This window comes from Stenotrophomonas nitritireducens (assembly GCF_001700965.1).
GTDB classification, from domain to species: domain Bacteria; phylum Pseudomonadota; class Gammaproteobacteria; order Xanthomonadales; family Xanthomonadaceae; genus Stenotrophomonas; species Stenotrophomonas nitritireducens_A.
Window position 1 is genome coordinate 2,023,699 of record NZ_CP016756.1, and the last position, 23,508, is coordinate 2,047,206.

The 23,508-nt window shown below is 65.6% G+C and carries 17 protein-coding genes and 2 pseudogenes; 7 read left to right on the forward strand and 12 right to left on the reverse strand.

Annotation, left to right across the window (positions count from 1 at the left end; all coding sequences use genetic code 11):
* Window positions 1–88 precede the first annotated feature (88 nt).
* A complete protein-coding gene (locus BCV67_RS08595) occupies window positions 89–2,788 on the reverse strand; it encodes a bifunctional acetate--CoA ligase family protein/GNAT family N-acetyltransferase (protein ID WP_062171176.1) in 2,700 nt (899 codons plus the stop codon).
* Window positions 2,789–3,087: 299 nt separating this feature from the next.
* Window positions 3,088–4,458, reverse strand: coding sequence for a magnesium transporter (gene mgtE / locus BCV67_RS08600; protein WP_062171174.1), 1,371 nt, complete (start codon window positions 4,456–4,458; stop codon window positions 3,088–3,090).
* A 302-nt stretch (window positions 4,459–4,760) separates the two neighbouring features.
* On the opposite strand from mgtE, the pseudogene BCV67_RS20705 reads away from it, so the two are divergent.
* Window positions 4,761–5,891: pseudogene (locus BCV67_RS20705) on the forward strand (monovalent cation:proton antiporter-2 (CPA2) family protein); the annotation flags it as partial.
* A 69-nt stretch (window positions 5,892–5,960) separates the two neighbouring features.
* Window positions 5,961–6,572: pseudogene (locus BCV67_RS20710) on the forward strand (NAD-binding protein); the annotation flags it as partial.
* A gap of 151 nt (window positions 6,573–6,723) precedes the next feature.
* On the opposite strand, the gene BCV67_RS08610 reads toward BCV67_RS20710, so the two are convergent.
* From BCV67_RS08610 to BCV67_RS08620, 3 genes are all read right to left on the reverse strand, one after another.
* The gene (locus BCV67_RS08610; protein ID WP_062171171.1) at window positions 6,724–8,520 is read right to left on the reverse strand and encodes a DUF885 domain-containing protein; all 1,797 of its coding nucleotides are present in this window, start codon (window positions 8,518–8,520) and stop codon (window positions 6,724–6,726) included.
* A 355-nt stretch (window positions 8,521–8,875) separates the two neighbouring features.
* A complete protein-coding gene (locus tag BCV67_RS08615; RefSeq protein WP_062171170.1) occupies window positions 8,876–11,101 on the reverse strand; it encodes a S9 family peptidase in 2,226 nt (741 codons plus the stop codon).
* Between the two features lie 72 nt (window positions 11,102–11,173).
* The gene (locus BCV67_RS08620) at window positions 11,174–11,866 is read right to left on the reverse strand and encodes a glutathione binding-like protein (protein ID WP_062171167.1); all 693 of its coding nucleotides are present in this window, start codon (window positions 11,864–11,866) and stop codon (window positions 11,174–11,176) included.
* Between the two features lie 107 nt (window positions 11,867–11,973).
* Between BCV67_RS08620 and BCV67_RS08625 the strand changes: the two genes are divergently transcribed.
* Together BCV67_RS08625 and BCV67_RS08630 are read left to right on the forward strand one after the other, a co-directional pair.
* On the forward strand, window positions 11,974–12,564 hold the full coding sequence (locus BCV67_RS08625; protein ID WP_057629130.1) for a TIGR00645 family protein: 591 nt from the start codon (window positions 11,974–11,976) through the stop codon (window positions 12,562–12,564).
* Window positions 12,565–12,762: 198 nt separating this feature from the next.
* Complete coding sequence (locus tag BCV67_RS08630) at window positions 12,763–13,767, forward strand: energy transducer TonB (protein WP_062171165.1); 1,005 nt, start codon at window positions 12,763–12,765, stop codon at window positions 13,765–13,767.
* A 339-nt stretch (window positions 13,768–14,106) separates the two neighbouring features.
* On the opposite strand, the gene BCV67_RS08635 is transcribed toward BCV67_RS08630, so the two are convergent.
* From BCV67_RS08635 to BCV67_RS08660, 6 genes are all read right to left on the reverse strand, one after another.
* On the reverse strand, window positions 14,107–15,300 hold the full coding sequence (locus BCV67_RS08635; RefSeq protein ID WP_062171163.1) for an ABC transporter permease: 1,194 nt from the start codon (window positions 15,298–15,300) through the stop codon (window positions 14,107–14,109).
* The gene (locus BCV67_RS08640) at window positions 15,297–16,052 is read right to left on the reverse strand and encodes an ATP-binding cassette domain-containing protein (protein WP_057629133.1); all 756 of its coding nucleotides are present in this window, start codon (window positions 16,050–16,052) and stop codon (window positions 15,297–15,299) included. Before BCV67_RS08640 ends, BCV67_RS08635 begins: the two co-directional genes overlap by 4 nt.
* Window positions 16,053–16,082: 30 nt before the next feature.
* Complete coding sequence (locus BCV67_RS08645) at window positions 16,083–17,612, reverse strand: alpha/beta hydrolase (protein ID WP_231732415.1); 1,530 nt, start codon at window positions 17,610–17,612, stop codon at window positions 16,083–16,085.
* Window positions 17,613–17,681: 69 nt separating this feature from the next.
* Window positions 17,682–17,879 carry a helix-turn-helix transcriptional regulator gene (locus BCV67_RS08650; RefSeq protein WP_062171161.1) on the reverse strand — a complete coding sequence of 66 codons (198 nt, stop codon included), beginning with the start codon at window positions 17,877–17,879 and terminating at the stop codon, window positions 17,682–17,684.
* Between the two features lie 9 nt (window positions 17,880–17,888).
* Entirely contained in the window at window positions 17,889–18,473 is a 585-nt protein-coding gene (locus BCV67_RS08655) for a hypothetical protein (RefSeq protein ID WP_065868089.1), read from the reverse strand.
* Between the two features lie 362 nt (window positions 18,474–18,835).
* The gene (locus BCV67_RS08660) at window positions 18,836–19,585 is read right to left on the reverse strand and encodes a ferredoxin--NADP reductase (RefSeq protein WP_062171159.1); all 750 of its coding nucleotides are present in this window, start codon (window positions 19,583–19,585) and stop codon (window positions 18,836–18,838) included.
* Window positions 19,586–19,683: 98 nt separating this feature from the next.
* Here BCV67_RS08660 and BCV67_RS08665 point away from each other — a divergent pair, with 98 nt between their 5' ends.
* The 3 genes from BCV67_RS08665 (at window position 19,684) to panE (ending at window position 22,597) form a co-directional block, all read left to right on the forward strand.
* Complete coding sequence (locus BCV67_RS08665) at window positions 19,684–20,637, forward strand: ABC transporter ATP-binding protein (RefSeq protein ID WP_062171157.1); 954 nt, start codon at window positions 19,684–19,686, stop codon at window positions 20,635–20,637.
* The gene (locus tag BCV67_RS08670; RefSeq protein WP_062171155.1) at window positions 20,634–21,428 is read left to right on the forward strand and encodes an ABC transporter permease; all 795 of its coding nucleotides are present in this window, start codon (window positions 20,634–20,636) and stop codon (window positions 21,426–21,428) included. The genes BCV67_RS08665 and BCV67_RS08670 overlap by 4 nt, the downstream gene beginning before the upstream one ends.
* A gap of 230 nt (window positions 21,429–21,658) precedes the next feature.
* Entirely contained in the window at window positions 21,659–22,597 is a 939-nt protein-coding gene (panE, locus tag BCV67_RS08675; RefSeq protein ID WP_062172029.1) for a 2-dehydropantoate 2-reductase, read from the forward strand.
* Window positions 22,598–22,612: 15 nt separating this feature from the next.
* On the opposite strand, the gene BCV67_RS08680 is transcribed toward panE, so the two are convergent.
* Entirely contained in the window at window positions 22,613–23,422 is an 810-nt protein-coding gene (locus tag BCV67_RS08680; protein WP_062171154.1) for a TatD family hydrolase, read from the reverse strand.
* Window positions 23,423–23,508: the final 86 nt, after the last annotated feature.

The following is a 23,508-nucleotide window of genomic DNA, read 5'->3' on the forward strand; positions in this document are numbered from 1 at the left end:
CTCCCCGGCCCTCCCCTTGCCTGCGGCAAAGGGAGGGAGACAGGCGCTCTCCGCTGCCCCTCTCGTTCCTGGTTCCTGCCCCTGGTTCCTAGCTCTTACCTACCGGCAGCGTCACATTCATGATGGTCGAGTCATCAGGGTCGGCCTTCACCTTGAAGCCCAGGCTCTGGCACATGGCCAGCATGGTGCTGTTCTCGCGCAGCACCTGCCCTTCCACCATGTTCAGGCCCAGCCAGCCGGCGTACTCGATCATGATCTGCATCAGCTTCCAGCCGATGCCATGGCCCTTCAGGTCCGAGCGGATCAGGATGCCGTACTCGCCGCGGTTGTAATCGGCATCGGCATGCAGGCGTACCGCGCCGAGCATTTCACCGGTCTTCGGATCGATTGCCACCAATGCGATCGAGCGGGCGTAATCGAGCTGGGTGAGGCGGGCGATGAACTCGTGGCTGAAATGCTTCACCGACTGGAAGAAGCGCAGGCGCAGGTCGTCATCGGTGACACGGGCGAAGAACGCGCGGAACAGGCCGTCGTCCTCCGGCCGCACCGGGCGGATGAAGGCCTTGCCGCCGTCGGACAAATCAATCGTGCGCTCCCACTCGGTGGGATACGGGAAGATCGCAAAACGCGGATGGCCGCGGCCCTTGTGCAGGCGCTTGACCGGGGTGATCGCGATGCGTGCATCCAGCGCGACCACGCCGTGGCGGTCGGCCAGCAGCGGATTGAGATCCAGCGTGCGGATTTCCGGAATATCCGCCGCCAGCTGCGCCAGTTTGACCAGCACCATCGCCACCGCACGTTCATCCGCCGCCGGCACGTCGCCATAGGCCTTGAGGATGCGCGAAACGCGGGTGCGGCCAATCACTTCATGGGCCAGGCGCAGGTCCAGCGGCGGCAGTGCCAGGGTCTTGTCGTCGATCACTTCCACCGCGGTGCCACCACGGCCAAACACCACTACCGGCCCGAATACCGGGTCGTCGGCAATGCCGGCGATCAGCTCGCGTGCCTTGGGCCGGGTCAGGCTGGGCTGTACCAGCACGCCTTCGATACGGGCCTGCGGGCGCTGCTCGCGGGCGCGCTGCAGGATGGCGGTGGCGGCAGCCTGCACCGCACGCAGGCTGCTCAGGTTCAAGCGCACGCCATCGACTTCGGATTTGTGCGGGATGTCCGGCGAGAAAATCTTCACCGCCACGCTCATGCCCTGCTCCAGCAACGGCTGCGCCAGATCCATGGCCTCGTGCGGATCACGCGCGACCATCACTTCCAGCGTCGGGATGCCGTAGGCCTGCAGCAGCTTGTGGGTTGCCACCGGGTCCAGCCATTGCTGATCGTTGGCCAAGGCCGCCTCCACCAGCGCGCGCGCGGCCGGCACATCCACCACGAAATCCGCTGGCAGGCTGGGCGGGGTTTCCATCAACGCGGCCTGCGCCTCGCGGTAGCGCACCAGATGCTGGAAGCCGCGCACGGCTTCGGCTTCGGTGGGATAGGTGGGTACGCGTGCGGTATTGAGGGTGACCGTGGCGCGGTCGTCGTTGCCCAGCCATACCGCGAACACCGGCTTGTCGCGCAGTTGCCGGGAGCGCTGCCCCAGGGTGGTGGTCAGCGCCTGCGCGGCTTCGGCGGAAGAAGTGAACGCGGTAGGCACGTTGATCACCAGCACCGCGTCGTTGGCATCATCGGACAGCAATGCCTCGATCGCGGCGGCATAACGGCCGCCATCGGCGTCGACCACGATGTCGACCGGGTTGTCGCGCGACCAGCCCTGCGGCAAGGCCTTGTCCAGCTGCGCGACGGTGGCCGGTGACAGATCCGCCAGGCTGCCGCCCAAGGCCTGCAGCTGGTCCACCGCGAGCCGGCCGACACCGCCACCATTGCTGAGGATGGCCAACCGGCGACCGGGGAAGGTACCGAGCCGGCCCAGCGTTTCGGCGGCGGTGAACAGCTCGTCCAGCGCATTCACGCGCAACAGGCCGGCGCGATTGAAGGCCGCGCCGTAGACCGCATCGGAATCGGCCAGGGCCTGCGAATGGGTGGTGACCACATCGCCATTGCCGCGCGGTTTGCGCCCGGATTTGACCACCACCACCGGCTTGGCACGGGCAGCGGCGCGCGCGGCTGACATGAACTTGCGCGCATCGCTGATCTGGTCGACATACAGCAGGATGGCGCGGGTGCGGTAGTCGCTGGCGAAGTAGTCGAGCAGATCGCCGAAGTCGACATCCAGCGCATCGCCCAGCGACACCACCGCCGAGAAACCCACCGAACGTGCCACGCCCCATTCCACCAGCGCGGCAGCAATCGCGCTGGATTCGGAAATCAACGCCAGATCGCCGGCCTGCGGCGTATGTGCGGCGATGCTGGCATTGAGCCGGGCATGCGGGGCGATGACGCCCAGGCAATGCGGGCCGAGCACGCGCATGCCCTTGGGTCGCGCCGCGGCTTCCACCTGCGCGGCCAACGAGCCGGGGCCCTTGCCCAAGCCGGAAGTGAGAATGATGGCCGCTGCCACGCCCAGTTCGGCGGCCTGGCTTACGACCTGCGGCAGCAGGCTTGCCGGCACCGTGATGACCACCAGATCCGGGATCCACGGCAGGTCCTTGAGCTTCTTGACCGTGCGCATGCCGTCGATTTCGGCGTAGCGCGGGCTGACCCAACCGATCTGCCCGGCGAAGCCACCGGCACGCAGGTTGCGGATCACCGCGCGGCCGGCGGAGCGATCGCGCGGGCTGCCGCCAACCACGGCCACCGAGCGGGGGCGGAATACGGTCTGCAGGTGATAGGTGCTCATTGCGACGCCTGTTGCGGGTACCGGCTCAAAGGTACACGGCTGGCGCGCGCGGCGGGCTGCGTTGGATCAAAGTGTGGGGCGTTTGGGGCGTTTGCTTGGGAGCGACCTTGGTTGCTGCGAAGAGCCCCCTCCCCGGCCCTCCCCTTGGCTGACGCCAAAAGGAGGGAGACAAGCTGCGGACTGGCAGCTGGCCGCCAACTGCCCCCTCCCTTTGCCGCAGGCAAGGGGAGGGTTGGGGAGGGGTGCGCTTGCGTTGATCTACGGGCAAAGCCCCTGCCGAGCATGGCTCGGCACTACAGTTAGAGGAGCGTTCCGCCGAGGATCATCGCGGCGATGCTGAAATAGATCACCAGGCCGGTGACATCGACCAGGGTGGCCACGAACGGCGCCGAGGCGCTGGCCGGGTCGAAGCCCAGGCGCTTGAGCACGAACGGCAGCATCGAGCCGGACAGCGAGCCGAAGGTGACGATGCCGATCAGGGCCGCACCGATGGTCAGCGCCAGCAGCTTCCAGTGCTCGCCGTAGTCATGCAGGCCAGCCAGCTGCCAGATGGTGATGCGCACGATTGCCAGCAGGCCGAGAATCGCGCCCAGCACCACGCCGGTCGGCAACTCGCGCAGGGCCACCTTCCACCAGTCGCGCAGGCGCAGTTCGCGCAGCGCCAGCGAACGGATCAACAGCGATGTGGCCTGCGAACCCGAGTTGCCACCCGAGCTCATGATCAGCGGGATGAACAGGGTCAGCACCACCGCGCGGGCAAGCTCATCCTCGTAGTGCTGCATGGCGCTGGCGGTCAGCATCTCGCCCAGGAACAGCACGCTCAACCAGCCGGCGCGCTTGCGCAGCATCTCCAGGAAGCCGATCTGCATGTACGGCTTGTCCAGCGCCTCCACGCCGCCGAACTTGTGCACGTCCTCGGTGGATTCGTCGATCAGCGCGTCCAGGATGTCGTCGACGGTGACGATGCCCAGCATCTGCTGCTGTGCATCCACCACCGGGATTGCCAGAAGATCGTGGCGGCGGATCAGCTGCGCCACTTCTTCCTGGTCCAGCAGCGGGTCCACCGTCACCGGCGGGTTGACCTGCGCCACCGCCAGGATCGAATCCTCCGGTTCACCGGTGATCAAGCGCCGCATCGTCACCACCTGCAGCAGTTGCCGGCTGTGCGGGTCCAGCACGTAGATGGCGTAGACGGTCTCGCGGCTGCGCTCCACCTCGCGGATGTGCTGCATGGTCTGCGCCACCGTCCAGTCCGCCGGCACGGCGACGAACTCGGTGGTCATCAAGGCACCGGCGGTATTGGGCGGGTAGCTCAGCAGCAGCTGGATGGAACGCCGTGCTTCCGGCGCCAGCAGCGGGATCAGCCGCGCACGCTCGGCGGCATCCAGCTCATGCACGATGTCGGTGGCACGGTCGTCGGCCATCAGCCCCAGCAACGCCGCCGCGCGGGTTGCCGGCAGGGCCGCGACCAGTTGCCCGGCACGCTGCAGTTCGGGCGCCTCCAGCAGCTTGACCGCACGCGGCAACGGCGCTGCCGCCAACAGTTCAGCGGCGCGTGGCAGCGCCAGCGTGTTGAGGAATTCCACCGCGTCGGCGGTGTTGTAGTCTGCCAGGGGTGCGCTCAGGGTGGTTGCATCCACCACGGGGCGCAGGAGCTTCTTCTGATTCATCGTGATTCGCCTGTTGCGGGTTGCCATTGCAACGCCAGCACGGGCGAACCGGCCTACTCAGGCCGCTGCCAGTGCTGGCGTCGAACAAGATCGACTTCTACTGTCGCTGGGCATGAGTTGGACTCCGGAAAGATGCTGCGCGGACGTACCGGCAGCGGGGCGAGTCTGGTCCCGCACGGCGCCCGGGTCAACCCGTCCGGGCAGGACCGCAGGTTGCGGTTGGGCCGGCGTTCGCATTCGTTGACGGCGCAGTCCGCATAATGGCGCCCGTCATCAATGGTTTTATCCAGGAGCACGGCAAGATGCATGGCAGCGGTCTCGAACTGGCCTTGGTACTGCTGCTGGCCGCAGTGATCGCCGTGCCGGTGTTCAAGCGCTTCGGGCTGGGCGCAGTGCTGGGCTATCTGGCCGCCGGTGTGGTGCTGGGGCCGCATGTGCTGGGCTTCGTGCAGGACGCCGACCGCATCCTCAATGCCGCCGAGATCGGCGTGGTGATGCTGATGTTCGTGATCGGGCTGGAGTTGTCGCCCTCGCGGCTGATGGTGATGCGGCGGCCGGTGTTCGGCGCCGGCACGGTGCAGGTGCTGCTCAGTGCCGCGGTGCTGGGCGGGCTGTTGCTGCTGAATCATTTCTCGTGGAAGAGCGCGCTGGTGATCGGCACCGCGCTGGCCTTGTCGTCCACCGCGGTTGGCCTGCAGCTGCTGTCCGAGCACAAGGCACTCAATACCGATTACGGCCGGCTCGGCTTCGCCATCCTGCTGTTCCAGGATCTGGTCGCCATCCCCTTGTTGGCGGCCATTCCGCTGCTGGGCGGGGTCAAGAATGAAACCCTGAGCTGGCAGGATGCGTCCATCGCCCTGGGCGCACTGATGCTGGTGATCGTGCTGGGCCGGCCCATGCTGCGCCAGCTGTTCAACATCGTCGCGCGCACCCGCATGCCGGAGGTATTCACGGCTACCGCCCTGCTGGTGGTGCTGGGCACGGCCTGGTTCATGGCCGAGGCCGGGCTCAGCGCCAGCCTGGGGGCATTCATCGCCGGTGTGCTGCTGGCCGATTCCGAGTTCCGGCATGAGATCGAATCGCAGATCGAGCCGTTCAAGGGCCTGCTGCTGGGCCTGTTCTTCATCGCCGTGGGCATGGGCATCGACCTGAAGCGGGTTGCCGCCGAGCCGGAGATCATCGCCGCAGGCGTGGCCATCCTGCTGGCGGTGAAGTTCTCCCTGCTGGTGGTGCTGGGCCTGGCCGCGCGCATGTCGCTGCGCAATGCGCTGATGCTGGGCAGTGTGCTGTGGCTGGGCGGTGAGTTCGCCTTCGTGGTGTTCAACGAGGCCGAGCGCGCGCACCTGCTTGGGCGCATCAACCATGACCGGCTGGTGGCCATCGTCAGCGTGTCGATGGCGATCACCCCCTTGCTGCTGCTCGCCCTGCAGCGCTCGCTGCTGCTCAAGCCAGCCGCACCGCCGCCACAGCCCGCGCCGGACGAGACGCTGAAAGATGCCGGCGCGCAGCGGCCGCAGGTATTGATTGCCGGCATGGGCCGCTTCGGCCAGATCGTCGGCCGCCTGCTCACCGCGCAGCGCATTCCCTTCGTGGCCCTGGAAGCCGACCCGGACACGGTCAAGGACCTGCGCCGCTTCGGCAACCAGCTGTACTACGGCGACCCTACCCGCCCCGACCTGCTGCGGGCGGCCGGCGCCGAGCACATCCGCGTGTTCGTGATGGCGATGGATGACACCGACACCAACCTGCGCGCAGTCCGGCTGGTGCGGCGCATGTATCCCTCCGCCACGGTGCTGGCGCGGGCTCGCAACCGCCAGCACGCCTGGAAACTGATGGACATGTCGGCCGAACCCTTCCGCGAGGTGTTCGGCTCCAGCCTGGAAGCCAGCGAACGCGTGCTCACCGCGCTGGGCATTCCAGAAAGCATTGCCCGCGATCATGTGCAGCGTTTCCGCGAACACGATGAAGCCCTGCTCAAGGCCCAGCACTTGGTCTACGACGATGAGGCGGCGGTGATGCAGACCTCGCGCGATGCCCGCGAAGACCTGATGCACCTGTTCGAGGCCGATGCCAGCGACAGCACCACGGTGGCGCCTTCCAACGGCAAGGATTGAGCTGCGGCCTTTTTGTTCTTGTAGGAGCGGCGTAAGCCGCGAAGCCGCCGCACCATCAGGTAGCGAAGACACCACAGCCTTCAGCAATATCAGCTTCGCGGCTTACGCCGCTCCTACAGGAACAAAGGGCGCCTTGCGGCGCCCTTTGTGCTTACTTGCGGCGCTGGGCCGGTACAAAGACCTCGTTGACCGCGGCGGCCAGCTGATCCGGCGGCAACAGGCCCTGGTCCAGCAGGAAGTTGTTGAAGGCCAGGCGGTCGAACTTGTCGCCCAGTGCCAGCTCGGTCTGCATGCGCAGTTCCATGATCCGCGTATAGCCGTAGAAATAGCTGCAGGCCTGGCCCGGCGAACGCACGGTGTAACGGTCCAGTTCCTGCGTGGCCATGGCCTCGGACAGACCCACACCTTCGATCAGCACCTTGCGTGCGCGCTCACGGTCGGTCTGGCCCAGGTTGAGCGCCGGGTCCAGCATGGCGCGGGCGGCGCGCAGCAGGCGGAACTGCAGGGCGATCATCTGCCCGTCCAGCGGCTCGAACGGCACCATCTCGGCTTCGGCATACAGCGCCCAGCCTTCCACGTTGACCGAGTTGAACGCGAACATGGTGCGCGCCAGCGAGATGCCGCGCTCCACCATCGCCGCGAACTGCAGGTCGTGGCCGGGGCGGCCTTCGTGGGCGCTCAGCGTCCATGCCGCCGAGCCGAAGTTGAAGTCGTCGTACTGCGCCTTCTCGCCCGAGGCCGGATTGCCCAGCGGCAGCACGAACGTGCCCTGCTGCCCGGTGTTGCCGACCAGCGGTGCCGGCAGGTAATGCGGTGCCGGCGAGGCGGCGCTTTCGGCCTCGCTGCCCAGCCGCATCTGCAGCGGGCGCTGCGGCACATCGACGATGCCCTGCTTGCGGATGATCGGATCGATCGCATCGATGACGCCGCGGTAATGCGATTCGAGCTGGTCGTTGCCGATCTTGTCCTGCTTCAGCGCGCGGATCACCGCGATGTAGTCGGTGTTGTCGGCAACCTTCAAGCCCTTGGCCTGCACCACCAGCGGCGCCAGCTGGCGCATCATCGCGCGGGTTTCCATGTATTCAAGCTGGGCGCGCTGCATCAGCAGGGCCGGGTCGATATCCACGCCCACTTCCTTGAGCTGGAAGGCATACAGCTCGGCCGGCAGGCGGTTGTCGGTGCGCGCCTTGGGCAGCACTTCCTTGCTGGTCCAGGCGATGTAGTCCTTCATCTGCGTGGACAGCGCGGCCAGCGAGGCATCGGCGCCGTCGATCTTGTATTTGGCGAACAGCTTGCCGATGCCGGCGATATAGGTATCGACATTGGCCAAGGCCTGATCGACTTCAATCTTGGTCGGCTGCAGCAGGTTGGGCGTGCCGCTCTTTTCCTCGTAACGCTGGCGCGCCAGGGTGGCCAGCGGCTGCGTGCCTGGTGCCTTGCCGAGGTAAGCATCGAGCCGATCCAGCGCCTTGGCCCGGCGCGCTTCGGGCACCTGGTCGGACAGCAGGCCGTTGATGCCGCCAAACACGGTCTGCGGCACATCCATCCACGGCATCAGGTGTTGTTCGTTGAGGGTACTGCTTTCGATGTTGCGCTCGGCCGCGCCGATCATGATCTGCAGGTCCTGGCGCAGGTTGGGATCGCGCTCGACCTGCAGCTTCTCGCGTAGCTGGTCGCGCGCCTTGTTCATGGCGGCGCGGTAGCGCGCGGCGTTGTCCGGCCCCAGGTCGACGACCTTGTCGTCATAGCCGGGCACGCCAAAGAAGCTGGTCATCTCAGGCTGGAACGGTGCCTGCGCCTGCAGCAGGATCTGCGCCAGCTCGTTGCTGCGCGCAACCCAGGCCGGGGCGGCGGGAGTGGTCTTGGTCGTTGCGGGTGCGGCGGCGGTTGCGGTGAGCGGCAGCGGTGCGGCCAGGGCAAGGGCGACGGCGAGAACGAGAGGCTTCATGGGCAGCTCCGGATGGGATGCGCTGACCGTACGCAGTCACCGCCGGGGCGGCAAGGGTAGGAAGTGGGGGTTGGGCCGGATTGGAAATTCGGGGTTGGGGCAGGAGCAACAGCTAGGAGCACCCCTCCCCAGCCCTCCCCTTCGCTTCGCGAAAGGGAGGGGGCGCAACTTACCTCTCCCCGGCCCTCCCCTTGGCCTTCGGCAAAGGGAGGGAGACAAGCGGCAGCTCAGCGCGCTCGCAGGTTGTCGCGAACAGCCCTCTCCCTTTGCCGAAGGCAAGGGGAGGGTTGGGGAGGAGTGCTTTTCGCGTTGACCTGCGACCACCCTCACCCGTCGATCACAAAAACAAAGCGACTCAGGGCTTCAAGCAACGTCCAAGGAAGTTCTCCGCCACCCGGTAACGGTGCAGGGCATCGGCCCCCGCCAAACCATGCTTGGCGCCCGGATAGGTCATCAGCTCGAACGGCTGGCCACGCTTCTGCAAGGCACTCATCAGGCTGGTGGAATTGGAGAACAGCACGTTGTCATCGGCCATGCCGTGGATCAGCAGCAGCGGCGAGGTCAGCCCGGCGATATGGGTGAGCACGCGCGCTTCGCGATAACCGTCGACATTGGCCGCCGGCAGGTTCATGTAGCGCTCGGTGTAATGCGTGTCATACAGGCCCCAATCGGTGACCGGGGCGCCGGCCACGCCACAGGCGTACTCGTCCGATGCCTTGGCCAGCAGCATCAGCGTCATGTAGCCACCGTTGGACCAGCCCTGCACGCCGATGCGGCTGCCATCCACCCACGGCTGCGCCTTCAGCCATTCCACGCCCTTGAGCTGGTCGGCCACTTCCACCGTGCCCTGCGCGCCGTACAGCGCGCCGCCGAAATCGCGGCCGCGACGCGGCGTGCCACGGTTGTCCAGCGAGAACACCACATAGCCGCGCTGGGCCAGGTACTGGTTGAACAGGTGGTCGCCACGACCCGGCCAGCTGTCGGTCACGGTCTGCGACGCGGGGCCGCCGTACACGTAGACGGCGACCGGGTACTTCTTCGCCGGGTCGAAGCCTTCGGGCTTGATCACGCTGTAGTTCAGCGGGGTCTTGCCATCGGCGGCGGTCAGCGTGCCGTATTCGACCGGACGCTGCGCGTCGCGGTATTTGGCGAACGGGTGCTTGGCGTCGGCCAGGTTGTTGTCCAGCAGGGTGGCGATCTTTTCACCATTGGCGCGGAACAACTCGATCTGCGGCGGCGTGCTGTGGTTGGACCAGCTGTCCACGTAGACGCTGGCGTTCTTGGCGAACGCCGCGCTGTGCATGCCCGCGGTCTTGGACAGCTTGGTCGGTGCACCGCCGGCCAGCGGTACGGAATAGATTTCGCTGCGCAGCGCGGATTCCATGCCGGCACGGAAGTAGACGGTGCCGGCCTCTTCATCGACGGCCAGCAGCTCGTCCACCGGCCAGTTGCCGGAGGTCAGCGCGGTCATGTTGCTGCCGTCGGCGTTGGCCACGTACAGGTGCTGGAAACCGCTGCGCTCGGACGACCACAGGAAGCGGCCATCCTTGAGGAACTTCAGGCTGTTATGCAGTGGCACCCAGGTCTTGCCGGTCTCGGTGACCAGCACCTGCTGCTTGCCGTCTGCCAGGTTGGCTTCGATCAGCTCCAGCGTGTGCTGGTCGCGGCTCTGCCGCTGGAAACTGAGGTGCTGCGGATCACGCCAGTTGACGCGGGTGAGGTAGATGTCGGTCTGCTTGCCCAGGTCCACCCAGTTGACCGCCGCATTTGCACGCGGGGCGACCACGCCCAGGGTGACCAGTACGTTGTGGTCACCGGCGGCCGGATAACGCTGCTCGATCATCTCCACGCGGTCGGCATACATTTCGTAGCGCTTCTGCACCGGTACCGGGGTTTCGTCGATGCGGGCGAAGGCAATGGCCGAGTCATCCGGCGCCCACCAGTAACCGGTGTGGCGGTCCATTTCCTCATCGGCGACGAACTCGGCCACACCGTTGCCGATGGTGGCGCTGCCATCGCCGGTCAGCTGCAGCTGCTTGCCGCTGGCCAGGTCGATCACCCACAGGTTGCGCTCGCGCACGAAGCTGACAAAGCCGCCCTTGGGCGAGAGCTTGGCGTCGGTGCTGAAGCCTTCGCCGTTGGTGAGCTTGCGTACCGCATCGCGGCCCTGCTTGCCCAGGTCGTACAGGTACAGCTCGCCGCCGAGCGGGAACAGCAACGTCTTGCCATCCGGCGACCACTGGTAATCGACGATGCCGCTGTAGGCGGCAATGCGCTGGCGCTCGCGGCGGGCCTTTTCGGCATCGCTCAGGGTTTCGGTGCCGGGCAGCACCACCTTGGAATCGACCAGCAGCCGGGTCTGGCCGCTGGCGATGTCGTATTCCCACAGGTCCAGCTGTTTGACGTCACTGTCCTTGCCGCGCAGGAAGGTGACCCGCGAGCCATCCGGGGCCACCTTGGGCTTCATCAAGGTCGGCCCGGACAGCGGCGCATTGCCGGTGATGGCTTCGAGGGTGAGCTTTTCAGCGTGCACGGCGGGGGTGGCTAGGATCATGGCAAGGGCAAGAAACAAGGGACGCATGGTTTACCTGTCGGGGACAGCACGGATCGGGCCATCCTAGCCGAGCCCCGCCCGGACCGCCCCTGCCGTCAGTCAGTCACGCTTGCCGAACAGCAGGCGCTTCTCCTCATCGCTGAGCGACTGCCCGGCCTGCGGATTGACTGTCGGACCTACCGCATAGGCGCGCTGCGTGGCCGGGCGCGCGGCAATGGCCTGGTGCCAGCGGCGCAGGTGCGGGAACGCATCGAAATCCACCGGCAGCTTGGCGTAGGCGCCAATCCACGGGTAACTGGCCATATCGGCGATGCCGTAGTCCTCACCACCCAGATAAGCGCTCTCGGACAGGCGCTTGTCCATCACCCGGTGCAGGCGCCGCACCTCGCTGTCATAGCGCTCGATGGCGTAGGGGATGCGCTCGGGCGCATAGACGTTGAAATGGCCCATCTGCCCGCTCATCGGGCCCAGCCCGCCCATCTGCCAGAACAGCCACTCCAGGGTGGCGGCGCGGCCACGCACATCGGCAGGAATGAAGCGGCCGGTCTTCTCGGCCAGGTACAGCAGGATCGCGCCGGACTCGAACACGCTCAGCGGCGCACCGCCATCGGCCGGGGCATGGTCGACGATGGCCGGCATCTTGTTGTTCGGCGAAATGGCCAGGAATTCCGGCAGGAACTGGTCGCCCTTGCCGATGTTGACCGGGTGGACGCGGTATTCCAGGCCCGCTTCCTCCAGGAACAGGGTGATCTTGTGGCCATTGGGGGTGGGCCAGTAATAAAGGTCGATCATGAATACGCCTCTGCAGAACCATCCTCAGGGGCCCCTACGGTAGCCGCTTGGCAGCCTTCCGGGCGACCGGTAACCTCCCCTCTTTCCGCAACGCACCATCCTTCCCAATGTCTGAATACAAACCGCTGAGCCCGCTTTCCTCCCTGATCTTCGCCTCCCGCTGGCTGCAGCTGCCGCTGTACCTGGGCCTGATCGTTGCCCAGTGCGTTTACGTATTCCTGTTCGGCAAGGAGTTGTGGCACCTGATTTCCCATGCCACCAGCTGGAACGAGCAGCAGATCATGCTGATCGTGCTGGGCCTGATCGACGTGGTGATGATCTCCAACCTGCTGGTGATGGTGATCGTGGGCGGCTACGAGACCTTCGTCTCGCGCCTGCGCCTGCAGGGCCATCCTGATCAGCCGGAGTGGCTGAGCCACGTCAATGCCTCGGTGCTGAAGGTGAAACTGGCGATGGCGATCATCGGCATCTCCTCCATCCACCTGCTCAAGACCTTCATCGAGGCCAGCCAAGTCGGCCTGCCGCTGTGTACCAAGGCGCTGATCGCCTCCGGCGACCTGTGCACCAAGTTCACCAGCGACGGCGTGATGTGGCAGACCATCATCCACTGCGTGTTCATCCTGTCGGCGATCGGCATTGCCTGGACCGACAAGCTGATGTCCAACGGCCACGCCAAGCCGGCCGCCAACGCACACTGAGCCTTCTCCGGTACGGGCGTCACAGCATGTGACGCCCGTCACCTTTTCACCCCGACGTCATCATCGACCGCCGCATCCCATGCCGGCGATGCTAGATTCGCGCATCACTGCTGAAATGGGCACGGCATCGGGAAATGCCGGCAGCCCGCGCCGTCGGGGCATACGCAGTCCACGTTCGTCGATTCAAGGGGATGTTTGATGTCGTACGTCATGAATAAAGGCAAGCTGCGCCTGCTGGCGCCCGCTCTTCTGCTGACCACGCTGGTGGCCTGTTCCGGCAAGGATGAGACCGCCGCACCGGCTGCTGCGCCCGCCACGCCGGCTGCAGCCGCACCCGCCGCACCGGCGGTAGCCGAAAAAGTCCAGACCATGGACACCCAGCAGCTGCGCGACCTGGCCAGTGCCGCCCTGCGCGAGAACCGCATGTATGCGCCGGCCGGCGACAACGCCATGGAGTACTACCTGGCGCTGCGCGACAAGCTGCCCGACGACGCCTCGATCAAGAGCGCGCTGACCGACCTGCAGCCCTACACCCTGATTGCCGCCGAGCAGGCCCTGAGCCGCGAGGACTTCACCGAAACCCAGCGCCTGATCGCACTGGTGGAAAAAGTGGACCCCACCGCTCCGGCACTGCCACGCCTGAAGCAAGGCGTCACCGGCAGCATGCAGGTTGCCGAGCGCCGCACCGTTGAAGAGGCCGACAAGGCCAAGAAGGACGCCGAAACCCGCGCCAAGCAGCAGGTCGAGCAGCAGCGCATGGCCCAGCAGCAGGCTGCCGAAGCCAGCGCCGCCCAGCAGCTGGCCGCCAAGCAGGAAGCCGCACGCAAGGACAGCGAACGCCAGGAAGCCGAGCGCCAAGCCGCCAGCCGCCGTGAGGCCGAGCAGCGCAGCGCAGCACAGGCCGCCGCCCAGCAGGCCGCCGCGCCCAAGCCGGCAGCTGCCGCTGCACCCACCCTGCGTGCGGTCAGCACCCCGGCCCCGCGTTACCCGGCCGACGCCCTGCGCTCGGGCACCTCCGGTGAAGTACTGGTGGAACTGAGCATCGGCACCGACGGCTCGGTCACCGACGCCCGCGTACTGCGCGCCACCCCGGCACGCGTTTTCGACCGCGAAGCCTTGAATGCGGTGAAGCGCTGGAAGTTCGAGCCGATCAACAGCCCGACCACCACGCGTCGTACCCTGGCGTTTGCGCCGAACAAGTAATTGGATTTTGTCTGCGAAAAAGCCCGGAGCGATCCGGGCTTTTTTTGTTTTTGTTTTTGTTTTTTGTAGTGCCGAGCCATGCTCGGCAGAGGCCTTGCCGGGAAAGCCCCTTGCCGAGCATGGCTCGGCACTACAGATTCGGCTTGCCGAGCATGGCTCGGCACTACGGGTGAAGCAAAAACAAAGGCCCGGATCGCTCCGGGCCTTCGCGGCTTTTGGTAGTGCCGAGCCACGCTCGGCAGAGGCCCTACCGGTAAAGCCCCTTGCCGAGCATGGCTCGGCACTACACATCACGCATCCGCCTTGCCGAGCATGGCTCGGCACTAGAGGGGCGTCTTGTCAGCCTGAGATCGCCAGGCGCTCCTGACGGTAACGCCATACCGCTACTGCCCACAGCAGTACCGCCAGCAATGCCGAGGCCGCCAGATACACCGCCCATTGCGTGGCCGATGGCATCTCGCCGCGCGTCACTTTCACCAGCATCTGGTTCTGCGACAGGAACGGCACCGCGTACTGCCACAGCTGGGTGTCCTTCAACGGGTAGGCCATCAAGGCATAGCCCGGCAGCATCGGCAGCAGCATCAGCCAGACCATATGGCTCTGTGCTTCCTTCATGCTCTTGGCGCTGGCTGACAGGCAGGTCAGCAGCGCAGTGCCGATCAGCACCAGCGGCAGCAGGATCACCAGCAGCTTGCCCATCGCCGCGAAGCTGACATCCAGCGAGCGCGCCGCGCCGCTGCCGATGCTGGCACTGATCTTGAACGAGATCAGGATCAACAACATCGAGGCCAAGCCCAGTACCACCGCCGCCAGCATCTTGCCGCTGACCAGCGCGCCGCGTGCGGCCGGCGTGGCCAGCAAGGGTTCCAGCGATTGCCGCTCACGCTCGCCGGCGGTGGTGTCCATCGCCAGGTGCGAGCCGCCGATGAAAGCGAACAGCATCAACACCAGCGGCAATACCACCGACAGGAAGATGCCGCGCTTGGCCTCGGCCGTTGCAAGATCACGTGTGCCGACATTGAGCGGTGCGGCCACCGCCGGATTGACGCCACGTGCCAGCAGACGCAGCGCGCCCACCGATTGCCCATAGGCTCCCAGCACACTGCGTACCCGTGCGATCTGCACGTCGCCGGTACGGCGGGTGGTATCGGCGACGATCTCCACCTTGGCCGGCTTGCCGGCCTGCCAGTCGGCGGCGAAGTTCTCATCGATCACCAAGGCCAGATCTTCGCGCTGGCTGCGGATCAGGGCTTCGTAGTCAGCAGTTGCTTCGGTGGCATTGATGCCGCGGCTGGCCAGGAAGGCGACCAGGTTCGGCGCGCGTGCAATGCCCATCACCGGGATGCTCAAGTCCTTCTCCAGCTGCGTTTCGGCACGCAGGTTGGTCAACTTGTTCATGCCCAGGAACAGCAAGGGGTAAAGCAGCGGTGCGGTCAGCAGGGTCAGCAGGAAGGTGCGCCGGTCGCGCGCGAAATCCCGCAGCTCCTTGCGCATCACCGTGAAGATGGCGCGGAAGTATCCAGTCTGGCTCATGCGTGCAGGCCCTCTTCGCTGCCGATCAGTTTCACGAACGCATCTTCCAGGTTGTTCTCGTGGGCCTGCTCGCGCAGTTCCTCCGGCGTGCCCTGCGCCACCACCCGGCCCTGGGCAACGATCACGATGCGGTCACACAAGGCGGCCACCTCCTGCATGATGTGGCTGGAGAAGATCACGCAGCGGCCTTCCTCGCGCAGTTCCTTGAGGAAGCCACGCAGGCCGCGGGTGGTCATCACGTCCAGGCCATTGGTCGGTTCGTCGAGGATGACGTTGCGTGGATCGTGGATCAGCGCGCGGGCGATCGCGGTCTTGGTGCGCTGGCCCTGGCTGAAGCCTTCGGTTGCACGATCGAGGAAATCCTCCATCTGCAATGCCTTGGCCAGGCGTGCGGTGCGCTCGACGATGGCGGCCGAACTCATGCCGTGCAGCTCGCCGAAGTAGTCGATGTTCTCGCGCGCGGTCAGGCGCTTATAGACACCACGCGCATCCGGCAGCACACCCAGACTGCGGCGCACCGCGTTGGGATCGACGGCGGCGTCGACGCCATCGACCAGCACGCGGCCGCTCTCCGGCGTCATCAGCGTGTACAGCATGCGCAGCGTGGTGGTCTTGCCGGCGCCGTTGGGGCCGAGCAGACCGGTGATCTGGCCGTCATGGGCGGTGAAGCCCACGTCATCCACGGCAATCACCGGCGTCTTGTCCTTGCCCTTGCCGGGGAAGGTCTTGCGGAGTCGTTCTGCAACGATCATGGAAGCGGATTCCTCAGTGATGCGGTGATGTCACGGTTCCCAGCCATTGAAGCTGGTGAACGGCGGCACGTAGTTGAGTTTTTCCAGGCAGGCACCGTCGAGCGCCTTCGGGTCGGTCTTTTCAATGAACTGCGCAAACAGCTTGGGCATGCAGCCGGCACCGATCACGTTGTGGCCCTGGCCACGCAGCACGAACAGGCGCGCGTTGGCCAGGTGCTTGACCACCTCCTCGCCATAGCGTGGCGGGGTGACCGGATCGAACTCGCCTTCCAGCACCAGCGCCGGCACCTTGCCCGACAGCGGCGTGTGGAAGTCGGCCGGTGCGGTGCCCTTCGGCCAGCTGGCACACATCGCGCTCATGCTTTCGGCCATCTGGTTGCCGAGCACGGTGTCCGCATCGGCGCTGTTGGCCACCATGCTTTCGTTGTCCTCGCTGCACACCACCGACAACTGCATGCCCATCGCCATGGCGTCCTTCATCTCGCCCTGCAGCATCTGCGTCAACGCCATCAGGTTGTCGTAGCGCCCGCCATTGGCTTCATGGATCAGCTTGGGCAGCAATGCGCCGGCAGCCGGCATATAGGCGTACATGCGCACCAGCCCGGCCACGGTTTCCGCACGCAGTTCGCCCTGCTGCTGCTCGCCGGTGCCGGCATCGCGGTACTGCACCGTCACCGGCTGCGCACGCAGCTTGGCCAGCAGCGCGTCCAGCTCGGCGCGTGGATCACCCAGCTTGTCCTTGCACGAGGCGGTCTTGGTGCATTGGGCGAACTGCAGCGCCAGTGCGTCATCCAGATTGCGCGCGAAGATGTTGCCCAGCTGCAGGCTGTTTGGCACCACCGAGTCGAGCACGATACTGCGCGTGGCCTGCGGGTGGCGCATCGCATACTGCTGCGCAACGCGGGTGCCGTAGCTGACCCCGACCAGGTTGATCTGCGGCGCGCCAATGGCCTGGCGCACCGCCTCCAGATCTGCCACCGCGTCGGTGGTGGTGTAGAAGCGCAGATCGGCCTTCTGCGACAACTGGGTGGCGCAGTTCTGTGCCGCGGCCTGCATCGCCGCGGTGCTGAAGTCGGCATCATCCGGCGTGTCGCAGGCCAGCAGATTGGATTTGCCGGTGCCGCGCTGGTCCACCAGGATCACGTTGCGGTGCTTGCGCACCTCGGCAAATGCCGGGTCCACCTGCGGATAGGTGGCAACCGCCGCCTGGCCCGGGCCACCAGCGAGGAAGAACACCGGGTCCGGCTGCAGGTCGCTCTCTTTCTCCGGGGCAAGCCAGGCGATGTTCAGTGCGATCTTGCGGCCCTGCGGGTTTGCCCGGTCTTCGGGCACTTCCAGCGTGGTGCACTGCGCTTCCAGGCTGTCGCCGCCGCCGTCCGTGCTCAGACTGCAGGGTTGGAAGTGCAGGCTGCCCAGCGTCTGCGGCTTGCCGGTGACAGCGCTTGCGGCAGCGGCCTGCGCTGCGGCAGGCGCGGGCGTGTCGGTTGACCGCACCAGGCGGTAGCCGACGATACCGGCGATCACGGCCAAGGCGAGGATGGTTTGGGTCTTGCGGGACATCATCGGAACAGCCCCTCACGGTTGAAGGAAAAGAACGGATCTACCTGCATCCAGACGCGGGCGCGGCAGCTATGTGACATCAGGAAAGAAAATTTCTTCGATGCGGCTTTCATACAGGCGGGCGATGCGGAATGCCAACGGCAGGCTGGGATCGTACTTGCCGGTCTCCAGCGCATTGATGGTCTGCCGCGAGACTTCGAGCCTCTCGGCCAACTCACCCTGTGACCAGCCCTTGGCCTCGCGCAGTTCGCGCAGTCGGTTATCCATGGCCGGCGCTCAGTTGTAGCGCCGCACGACCACGGCCTTGGCCAGCCCGTAGGCCAGGCAAACCAGCGGAAACACCCAGATCATTGCCGCACCGGCAGGAATGTCGATCACCTTGGCGACCTGCAGGAAGCCACCGGTCAGGTAGACCAGCGATATGAAACCGGTGGCGAAGCTGACCGCCTCCAGCTCGATGCGTTGCTGCAGTTCATCCACATCGCGGATGTAGCGGACCATCGCCCGCAGCATCAGCACGACCGGCGGCACCGGCAACAAGGCGACGAGTGCACGCAGCAGCGGTTCGTCCACCCGCTTGAGCAGCAGGCTCGATGCGATCAACAGCACCATATAGCCGGCCATGGCCAGCATCACCTCGCGGGTATAGCGCTTGCGCAGCTTGGCCGGCGCGGCGTCGCAGCCATCGGGCATCACGCGGCGCAGCAGCGCGGCCAAGCCCAGACCCAAGGCGATACCAAACAAAATGCCGGCAAACTTCGGCTGCGCGCCCATCGGCTGCCATAGCAGCAGGGCGCAAGCGAGCAATGCGGACGCGGCAGCCGCAAACAGCATGCCGACGGTCCAATAGCTGCGGCTCATCGCCCTGCCCCTTGCGCCAGCAGCTGCTGGCCGCAGGCGACGACGACGGTGATCGCGACAAACTGGCGGGCGACGGAACCCGTCGTCGTGGAACAGACAAGACAGCTGCAATGACGCATGGCCCAACTCCTGTAAAGCACGCTTGACACATCCTGCGGTCAGCCCGGTCAGCCTGTCAAGCAGCCTTTACAGATGGAAACCGCCATTACGCTATCCCTTGCCCGAGCCCAGCCCTGCAAGACCGCATCCACAACGAAAAAGGCGCGAACGAAAGCGTCGCGCCTTTATGCGGATCAAAACCAGATGCGAGCCGGACAGGCCGGCTCGGCAGCAGGGGCGACTGCAGCACAGCCGCCAAGGCCTCATTTGCTGCTGACGTACTTCTCGCGGCGGATCTGCGGCATCGTCAGCCCCGCTTCCTTCAGCGCTTCCACGCAGGTGTCGACCATGTCCGGGTTGCCGCACAGGTAGGCGATATCGCGGGCCGGGTCCGGCGCGATCTCCGCCAGCTGCTGCTGCACATAGCCCTTGCGGACATCCGGGTGCGGGTTTTCCGGCAGCTCGCGCGACAGGCAGGGCATGTAGCGGAAACCAGGGTTGGCCGCGGCAAACGCGTAGAAATCGTCGCTGTAGAGCAGCTCTTCCGGCGACCGCGCGCCCTGCAGCAGCACCACCTCCACGCCACGCTCGACCATCGCCGCATGCAGCTGCGGCAACATCGAGCGGTACGGGGTGACGCCGGTGCCGGTGGCGATCAGCACATAGCGGGCATTGTGGTCGCCCGGCTGCAGGCAGAACCGGCCGAACGGACCGCTGCCGCTGACGTGGTCGCCCAGGTCCATGCCTTCGAACAAGGCCGTGGCAGCACCGCCCGGGACGAAGCTCACCGCGATTTCCACCGCCTCGCCCGGGCCCAGGGCGCGGTCATGGATGGTGGCCAGGGAGTAGCTGCGCTTGGTCGGGGTACCGTCGGCGTAGTCGAAGTGAATCTGAATGAACTGGCCGGGCAGGAAATCCAGCGGCTGACCGTCATCGCGGACGAACTGGTAGTGGCCGATGCTGGGCGCCAGCATGTAGCGGCCGACCAGCTTGAGGGGGAATTGGATTGGCACAGGAGGGGAACAGTGTGTAACCGGGCATGGACCACGGGGCCTTCTATAATACCGGCCTGCACTTATCCGACGCCTGTACTCGGCGCGAAGGCCAACGATTGGACTCCCGTACCCCTCCCAGCGCAGCCGCGCTGCGCATCACCGACCTGCGCAAGACCTATGACAACGGCGTCCAGGCCCTGAAGGGCGTGTCGCTGGAAGTCGCCCCGGGCGACTTTTTCGCCCTGCTCGGCCCCAACGGTGCCGGCAAGTCGACCTTGATCGGCATCGTTTCTTCACTGGTGAATCTGAGCGAAGGCCAGGTACAGGTGTTCGGCAGCGACCTGGTTACCGAACGCAGCGCGACCATGCGCCTGATCGGGCTGGTGCCGCAGGAGATCAACTTCAACCTGTTTGAGAAGCCCTTCGACATCCTGGTCAACTACGCCGGGTTCTACGGTATTCCGCGTGCCGAGGCCGAGGTCCGCGCCGAGGAGGAACTCAAACGCGCGCACCTGTGGAACAAGGCGCAGATGATGAGCCGTACCCTGTCCGGCGGCATGAAGCGCCGGCTGATGATCGCCCGCGCGATGATGACCCGGCCGCGCCTGCTGATCCTCGATGAACCCACCGCAGGCGTGGACATCGAGATCCGCCGCGACATGTGGAAGACGCTGCAGGAGATCAACGCCGCCGGCACCACCATCATCCTCACCACGCACTACCTGGAAGAAGCCGAGCAGCTGTGCCGCAACCTGGCCATCATCAACCACGGCCGCATCGTCGAGCAGGGGCCGATGCGTGACCTGCTGGCAAAGCTCGACGTGGAAGGCTTCATATTCGACATCGACGGTGCGCTGCCCGCGCAGCTGCCGCATATCGAAGGCGCCACCCTGATCGCCACCGACGCGCACACCCTGGACATGGACATGCCGCGCGCGATGGACCTGAACCGTGTATTCGACGCCCTGGGTGCCGCCGGCATCCGCGTGCGTTCGATGCGTACCAAGAGCAACCGCCTGGAGGAGCTGTTCGTGCGCCTCACCGGCAACCTGGAGAACAGCGCCGCATGAGTACCCCCGTTCCCGTGACCGACAGCAGCCGCAACTGGGTGGCGCTGGGCACCATCGTTCGTCGCGAGGTCAGCCGCATCCTGCGCATCTGGGGCCAGACCCTGGTACCGCCAGCCATCACCATGACCCTGTACTTCCTGATCTTCGGCGGCCTGATCGGCTCCAAGATCGGGCAGATGGGTGGCTACAGCTACATGCAGTTCATCGTGCCGGGCCTGGTGATGATGAGCGTGATCCAGAACAGCTACGGCAACATCAGCTCCTCGTTCTTCGGCGCCAAGTTCGGCCGGCATATCGAAGAACTGCTGGTCAGCCCGATGCCGAACTGGGTGATCCTGGGCGGCTATGTGGCCGGCGCGGTACTGCGTGGCCTGATGGTGGGCGTGATCGTGCTGATCATCGCCATGTTCTTCACCCCGGTGCGCATCCCGCATCCGCTGGTGACGCTGAGCACGGTGCTGCTGGGCGCCACGATCTTCTCGCTGGCCGGCTTCATCAACGCCGTCTATGCGAAGAAGTTCGACGACGTGGCGATCGTGCCGACCTTCATCCTGACCCCGCTGACCTACCTGGGCGGCGTGTTCTACTCGGTGACTTTGCTGCCGGGTTGGGCACAGGCGATGACCCATGCCAACCCGATCTTCTACATGGTCAACGCGTTCCGCTACGGCCTGCTGGGCAGCAGCGACGTGCCGTTGTGGGTGTCGTATGCCTTGATGCTGGGCTTCGTAGTCGCGCTCACCAGCCTGGCCTTGTGGCTGCTGCGACGCGGCGTAGGCCTGCGCAGCTGAAAGAAGGCGCCGAAAGGCGCCTTCTTTTTGTTTTTATTTTGGCTTTGTGGGAGCGGCGTAAGCCGCGAAGCTCGTGCAACATCAGCCCAGGATGGCTCTGCAACCAACATATCGCGGGCGATGTTCTCTGCGGCCGGACGCAATATCAGCTTCGCGGCTCACGCCGCTCCTACAACACCCCGAGCACCTATGATGGCTCCACTCCCCTTTGGTTGATGGATATCCAAGCGATGCGCATCCTGATTCTCGGTGCTGGTGGTACTGGTGGTTACTTTGGTGGTCGGCTGGCCCAGGCCGGCATTGATGTCACTTTTCTGGTGCGGCCCAACCGCGCTGCGCAGCTGGACCGCGATGGCCTGGTGATTCGCAGCCCGCTCGGCGATGCCGCGTTTCCGGTCGCCCACGTCACGGCCGAGACCTTGCCGCAACTGGCAAAGGAAAATCCCTTCGATCTGGTCATCCTCAGCTGCAAGGCCTATGACCTGGACAGTTCGATCGACGCGATCGCGCCTGCGGTAGCTGCCACCACCACGGTGCTGCCCATCCTCAATGGCCTGCGCCACTACGCGGTGCTGGATGCACGCTTCGGACCCGAGCGCGTGCTCGGCGGGCTGTGCTTCATCAGCGCGACCAAGGCCGAGGATGGCGCGGTGCTGCACCTGGACAAGCCGGCCAAGCTGACCTTCGGCGAACGTGATGGCGTAGCTGACAGCGCGCGCGTGACCGCCTTGGCCAAGGCCTGCGAACAGGCCGGCATCGATCACGTCGCCTCGGCCGACATCGCCCAGGAGCAATGGATCAAATACAGCTTCCTGACCGCACTGGCCGCCGGCACCTGCCTGATGCGCGCCGATGTAGGCACCATCGTCGCCAGCGACCACGGCAGCGCTTTCATGCAAGCCTTGTATGCGGAATGCCTGGCGGTCGCCGCGCAGGCCGGCCAGCCGATTCCGGCGAAGGCACAGGAGATCGCGCTGGGTGCCATCACCAAACCCGGCTCACCGATCAAGGCGTCGATGCTGCGTGACCTGGAAGCCGGTCAACGCGTGGAAGCCGCGCATATCGTCGGTGACATGCTGGGCCGGGCGCTGGCCGCCGGGCAAGCCGCACCGCTGCTGCAGGCGGCGTATTGCCACCTGCAGGCCTACGAGGCCCAGCGCGCGGTTTGAAGCCGGCGCCTGCGCTCAGACCGGCGGCAGGCGGAAGAAGGCACGGGTCGCCGCGGTCGCATTGGCCGCGGTAACAGCCACATCCTCGCCGCGGTCGCGTGCAAGTTCTTCGACGATATGCGACAGGAACGCCGGCTCGTTGCGGCGGTCCTTGGGCAGCGGCCGCATCGTGCGCGGCAGCAGGTAGGGCGCGTCGGTCTCGATCATCAGCCGCTCGGCGGGGATGTGTTTGACCAGCTCGCGCAGGTGCGCACCACGGCGTTCGTCGCACAGCCAGCCGGTGATGCCGATGTACCAATCGCGGTCCAGGTAATCGAACAACTCGCGACGCTCGGCGGTGAAGCAATGCACCACCGCCGGGCCGAGCTTGCCGTCGAAGTTCTTCATCATCGCCAGGAAGTCATCGTGGGCATCGCGCTGGTGCAGGAACAAGGGCTTGCCCACGCCATCAACTGCCAGGTCCACGGCAATCTGCAACTGCTGCTCGAAGGCCTTGCGCTGGGCCGGACGCGGCGAGAAATCGCGGTTGTAGTCCAGCCCACACTCGCCCACCGCCACCACCTCCGGGTGTGCCTGCAGCGCGCGCATTTCGGCATCGCATTCGTCGGTGTATTCACTGGCGTGATGCGGATGCACGCCGGCGGTGGCGTACAGGAAACCGGGATGGCGCTGCGCCATTGCCAGCGCCATCGGCGAATGCTCGCGGCTGGCGCCGGTGATCACCATCTGCACCACGCCGGCGGCCTTGGCGCGCTCCAGCACCGCGTCCAGGTCGCGATCAAAGGATTCGTGGGTGAGGTTGGCGCCGATGTCGATCAGTTGCATTGAGCTGGAAATAGGCAGACAGAAAACGTGATTGTAGAGGTTTGGTTCCAACCCAGCCCCCGAACCATGAACGAAGCCCGGTAGCC

What these genes read in the sequence shown, in the direction of transcription:
- BCV67_RS08595 (WP_062171176.1), bottom strand. Translation starts at nt 2,788, where the DNA reads ATGAGCACCTATCACCTGCAGACCGTATTCCGCCCCCGCTCGGTGGCC.
- mgtE (WP_062171174.1), bottom strand. Translation starts at nt 4,458, where the DNA reads ATGAATCAGAAGAAGCTCCTGCGCCCCGTGGTGGATGCAACCACCCTG.
- BCV67_RS08610 (WP_062171171.1), bottom strand. Translation starts at nt 8,520, where the DNA reads ATGAAGCCTCTCGTTCTCGCCGTCGCCCTTGCCCTGGCCGCACCGCTG.
- BCV67_RS08615 (WP_062171170.1), bottom strand. Translation starts at nt 11,101, where the DNA reads ATGCGTCCCTTGTTTCTTGCCCTTGCCATGATCCTAGCCACCCCCGCC.
- BCV67_RS08620 (WP_062171167.1), bottom strand. Translation starts at nt 11,866, where the DNA reads ATGATCGACCTTTATTACTGGCCCACCCCCAATGGCCACAAGATCACC.
- BCV67_RS08625 (WP_057629130.1), top strand. Translation starts at nt 11,974, where the DNA reads ATGTCTGAATACAAACCGCTGAGCCCGCTTTCCTCCCTGATCTTCGCC.
- BCV67_RS08630 (WP_062171165.1), top strand. Translation starts at nt 12,763, where the DNA reads ATGTCGTACGTCATGAATAAAGGCAAGCTGCGCCTGCTGGCGCCCGCT.
- BCV67_RS08635 (WP_062171163.1), bottom strand. Translation starts at nt 15,300, where the DNA reads ATGAGCCAGACTGGATACTTCCGCGCCATCTTCACGGTGATGCGCAAG.
- BCV67_RS08640 (WP_057629133.1), bottom strand. Translation starts at nt 16,052, where the DNA reads ATGATCGTTGCAGAACGACTCCGCAAGACCTTCCCCGGCAAGGGCAAG.
- BCV67_RS08645 (WP_231732415.1), bottom strand. Translation starts at nt 17,612, where the DNA reads ATGTCCCGCAAGACCCAAACCATCCTCGCCTTGGCCGTGATCGCCGGT.
- BCV67_RS08650 (WP_062171161.1), bottom strand. Translation starts at nt 17,879, where the DNA reads ATGGATAACCGACTGCGCGAACTGCGCGAGGCCAAGGGCTGGTCACAG.
- BCV67_RS08655 (WP_065868089.1), bottom strand. Translation starts at nt 18,473, where the DNA reads ATGAGCCGCAGCTATTGGACCGTCGGCATGCTGTTTGCGGCTGCCGCG.
- BCV67_RS08670 (WP_062171155.1), top strand. Translation starts at nt 20,634, where the DNA reads ATGAGTACCCCCGTTCCCGTGACCGACAGCAGCCGCAACTGGGTGGCG.
- panE (WP_062172029.1), top strand. Translation starts at nt 21,659, where the DNA reads ATGCGCATCCTGATTCTCGGTGCTGGTGGTACTGGTGGTTACTTTGGT.
- BCV67_RS08680 (WP_062171154.1), bottom strand. Translation starts at nt 23,422, where the DNA reads ATGCAACTGATCGACATCGGCGCCAACCTCACCCACGAATCCTTTGAT.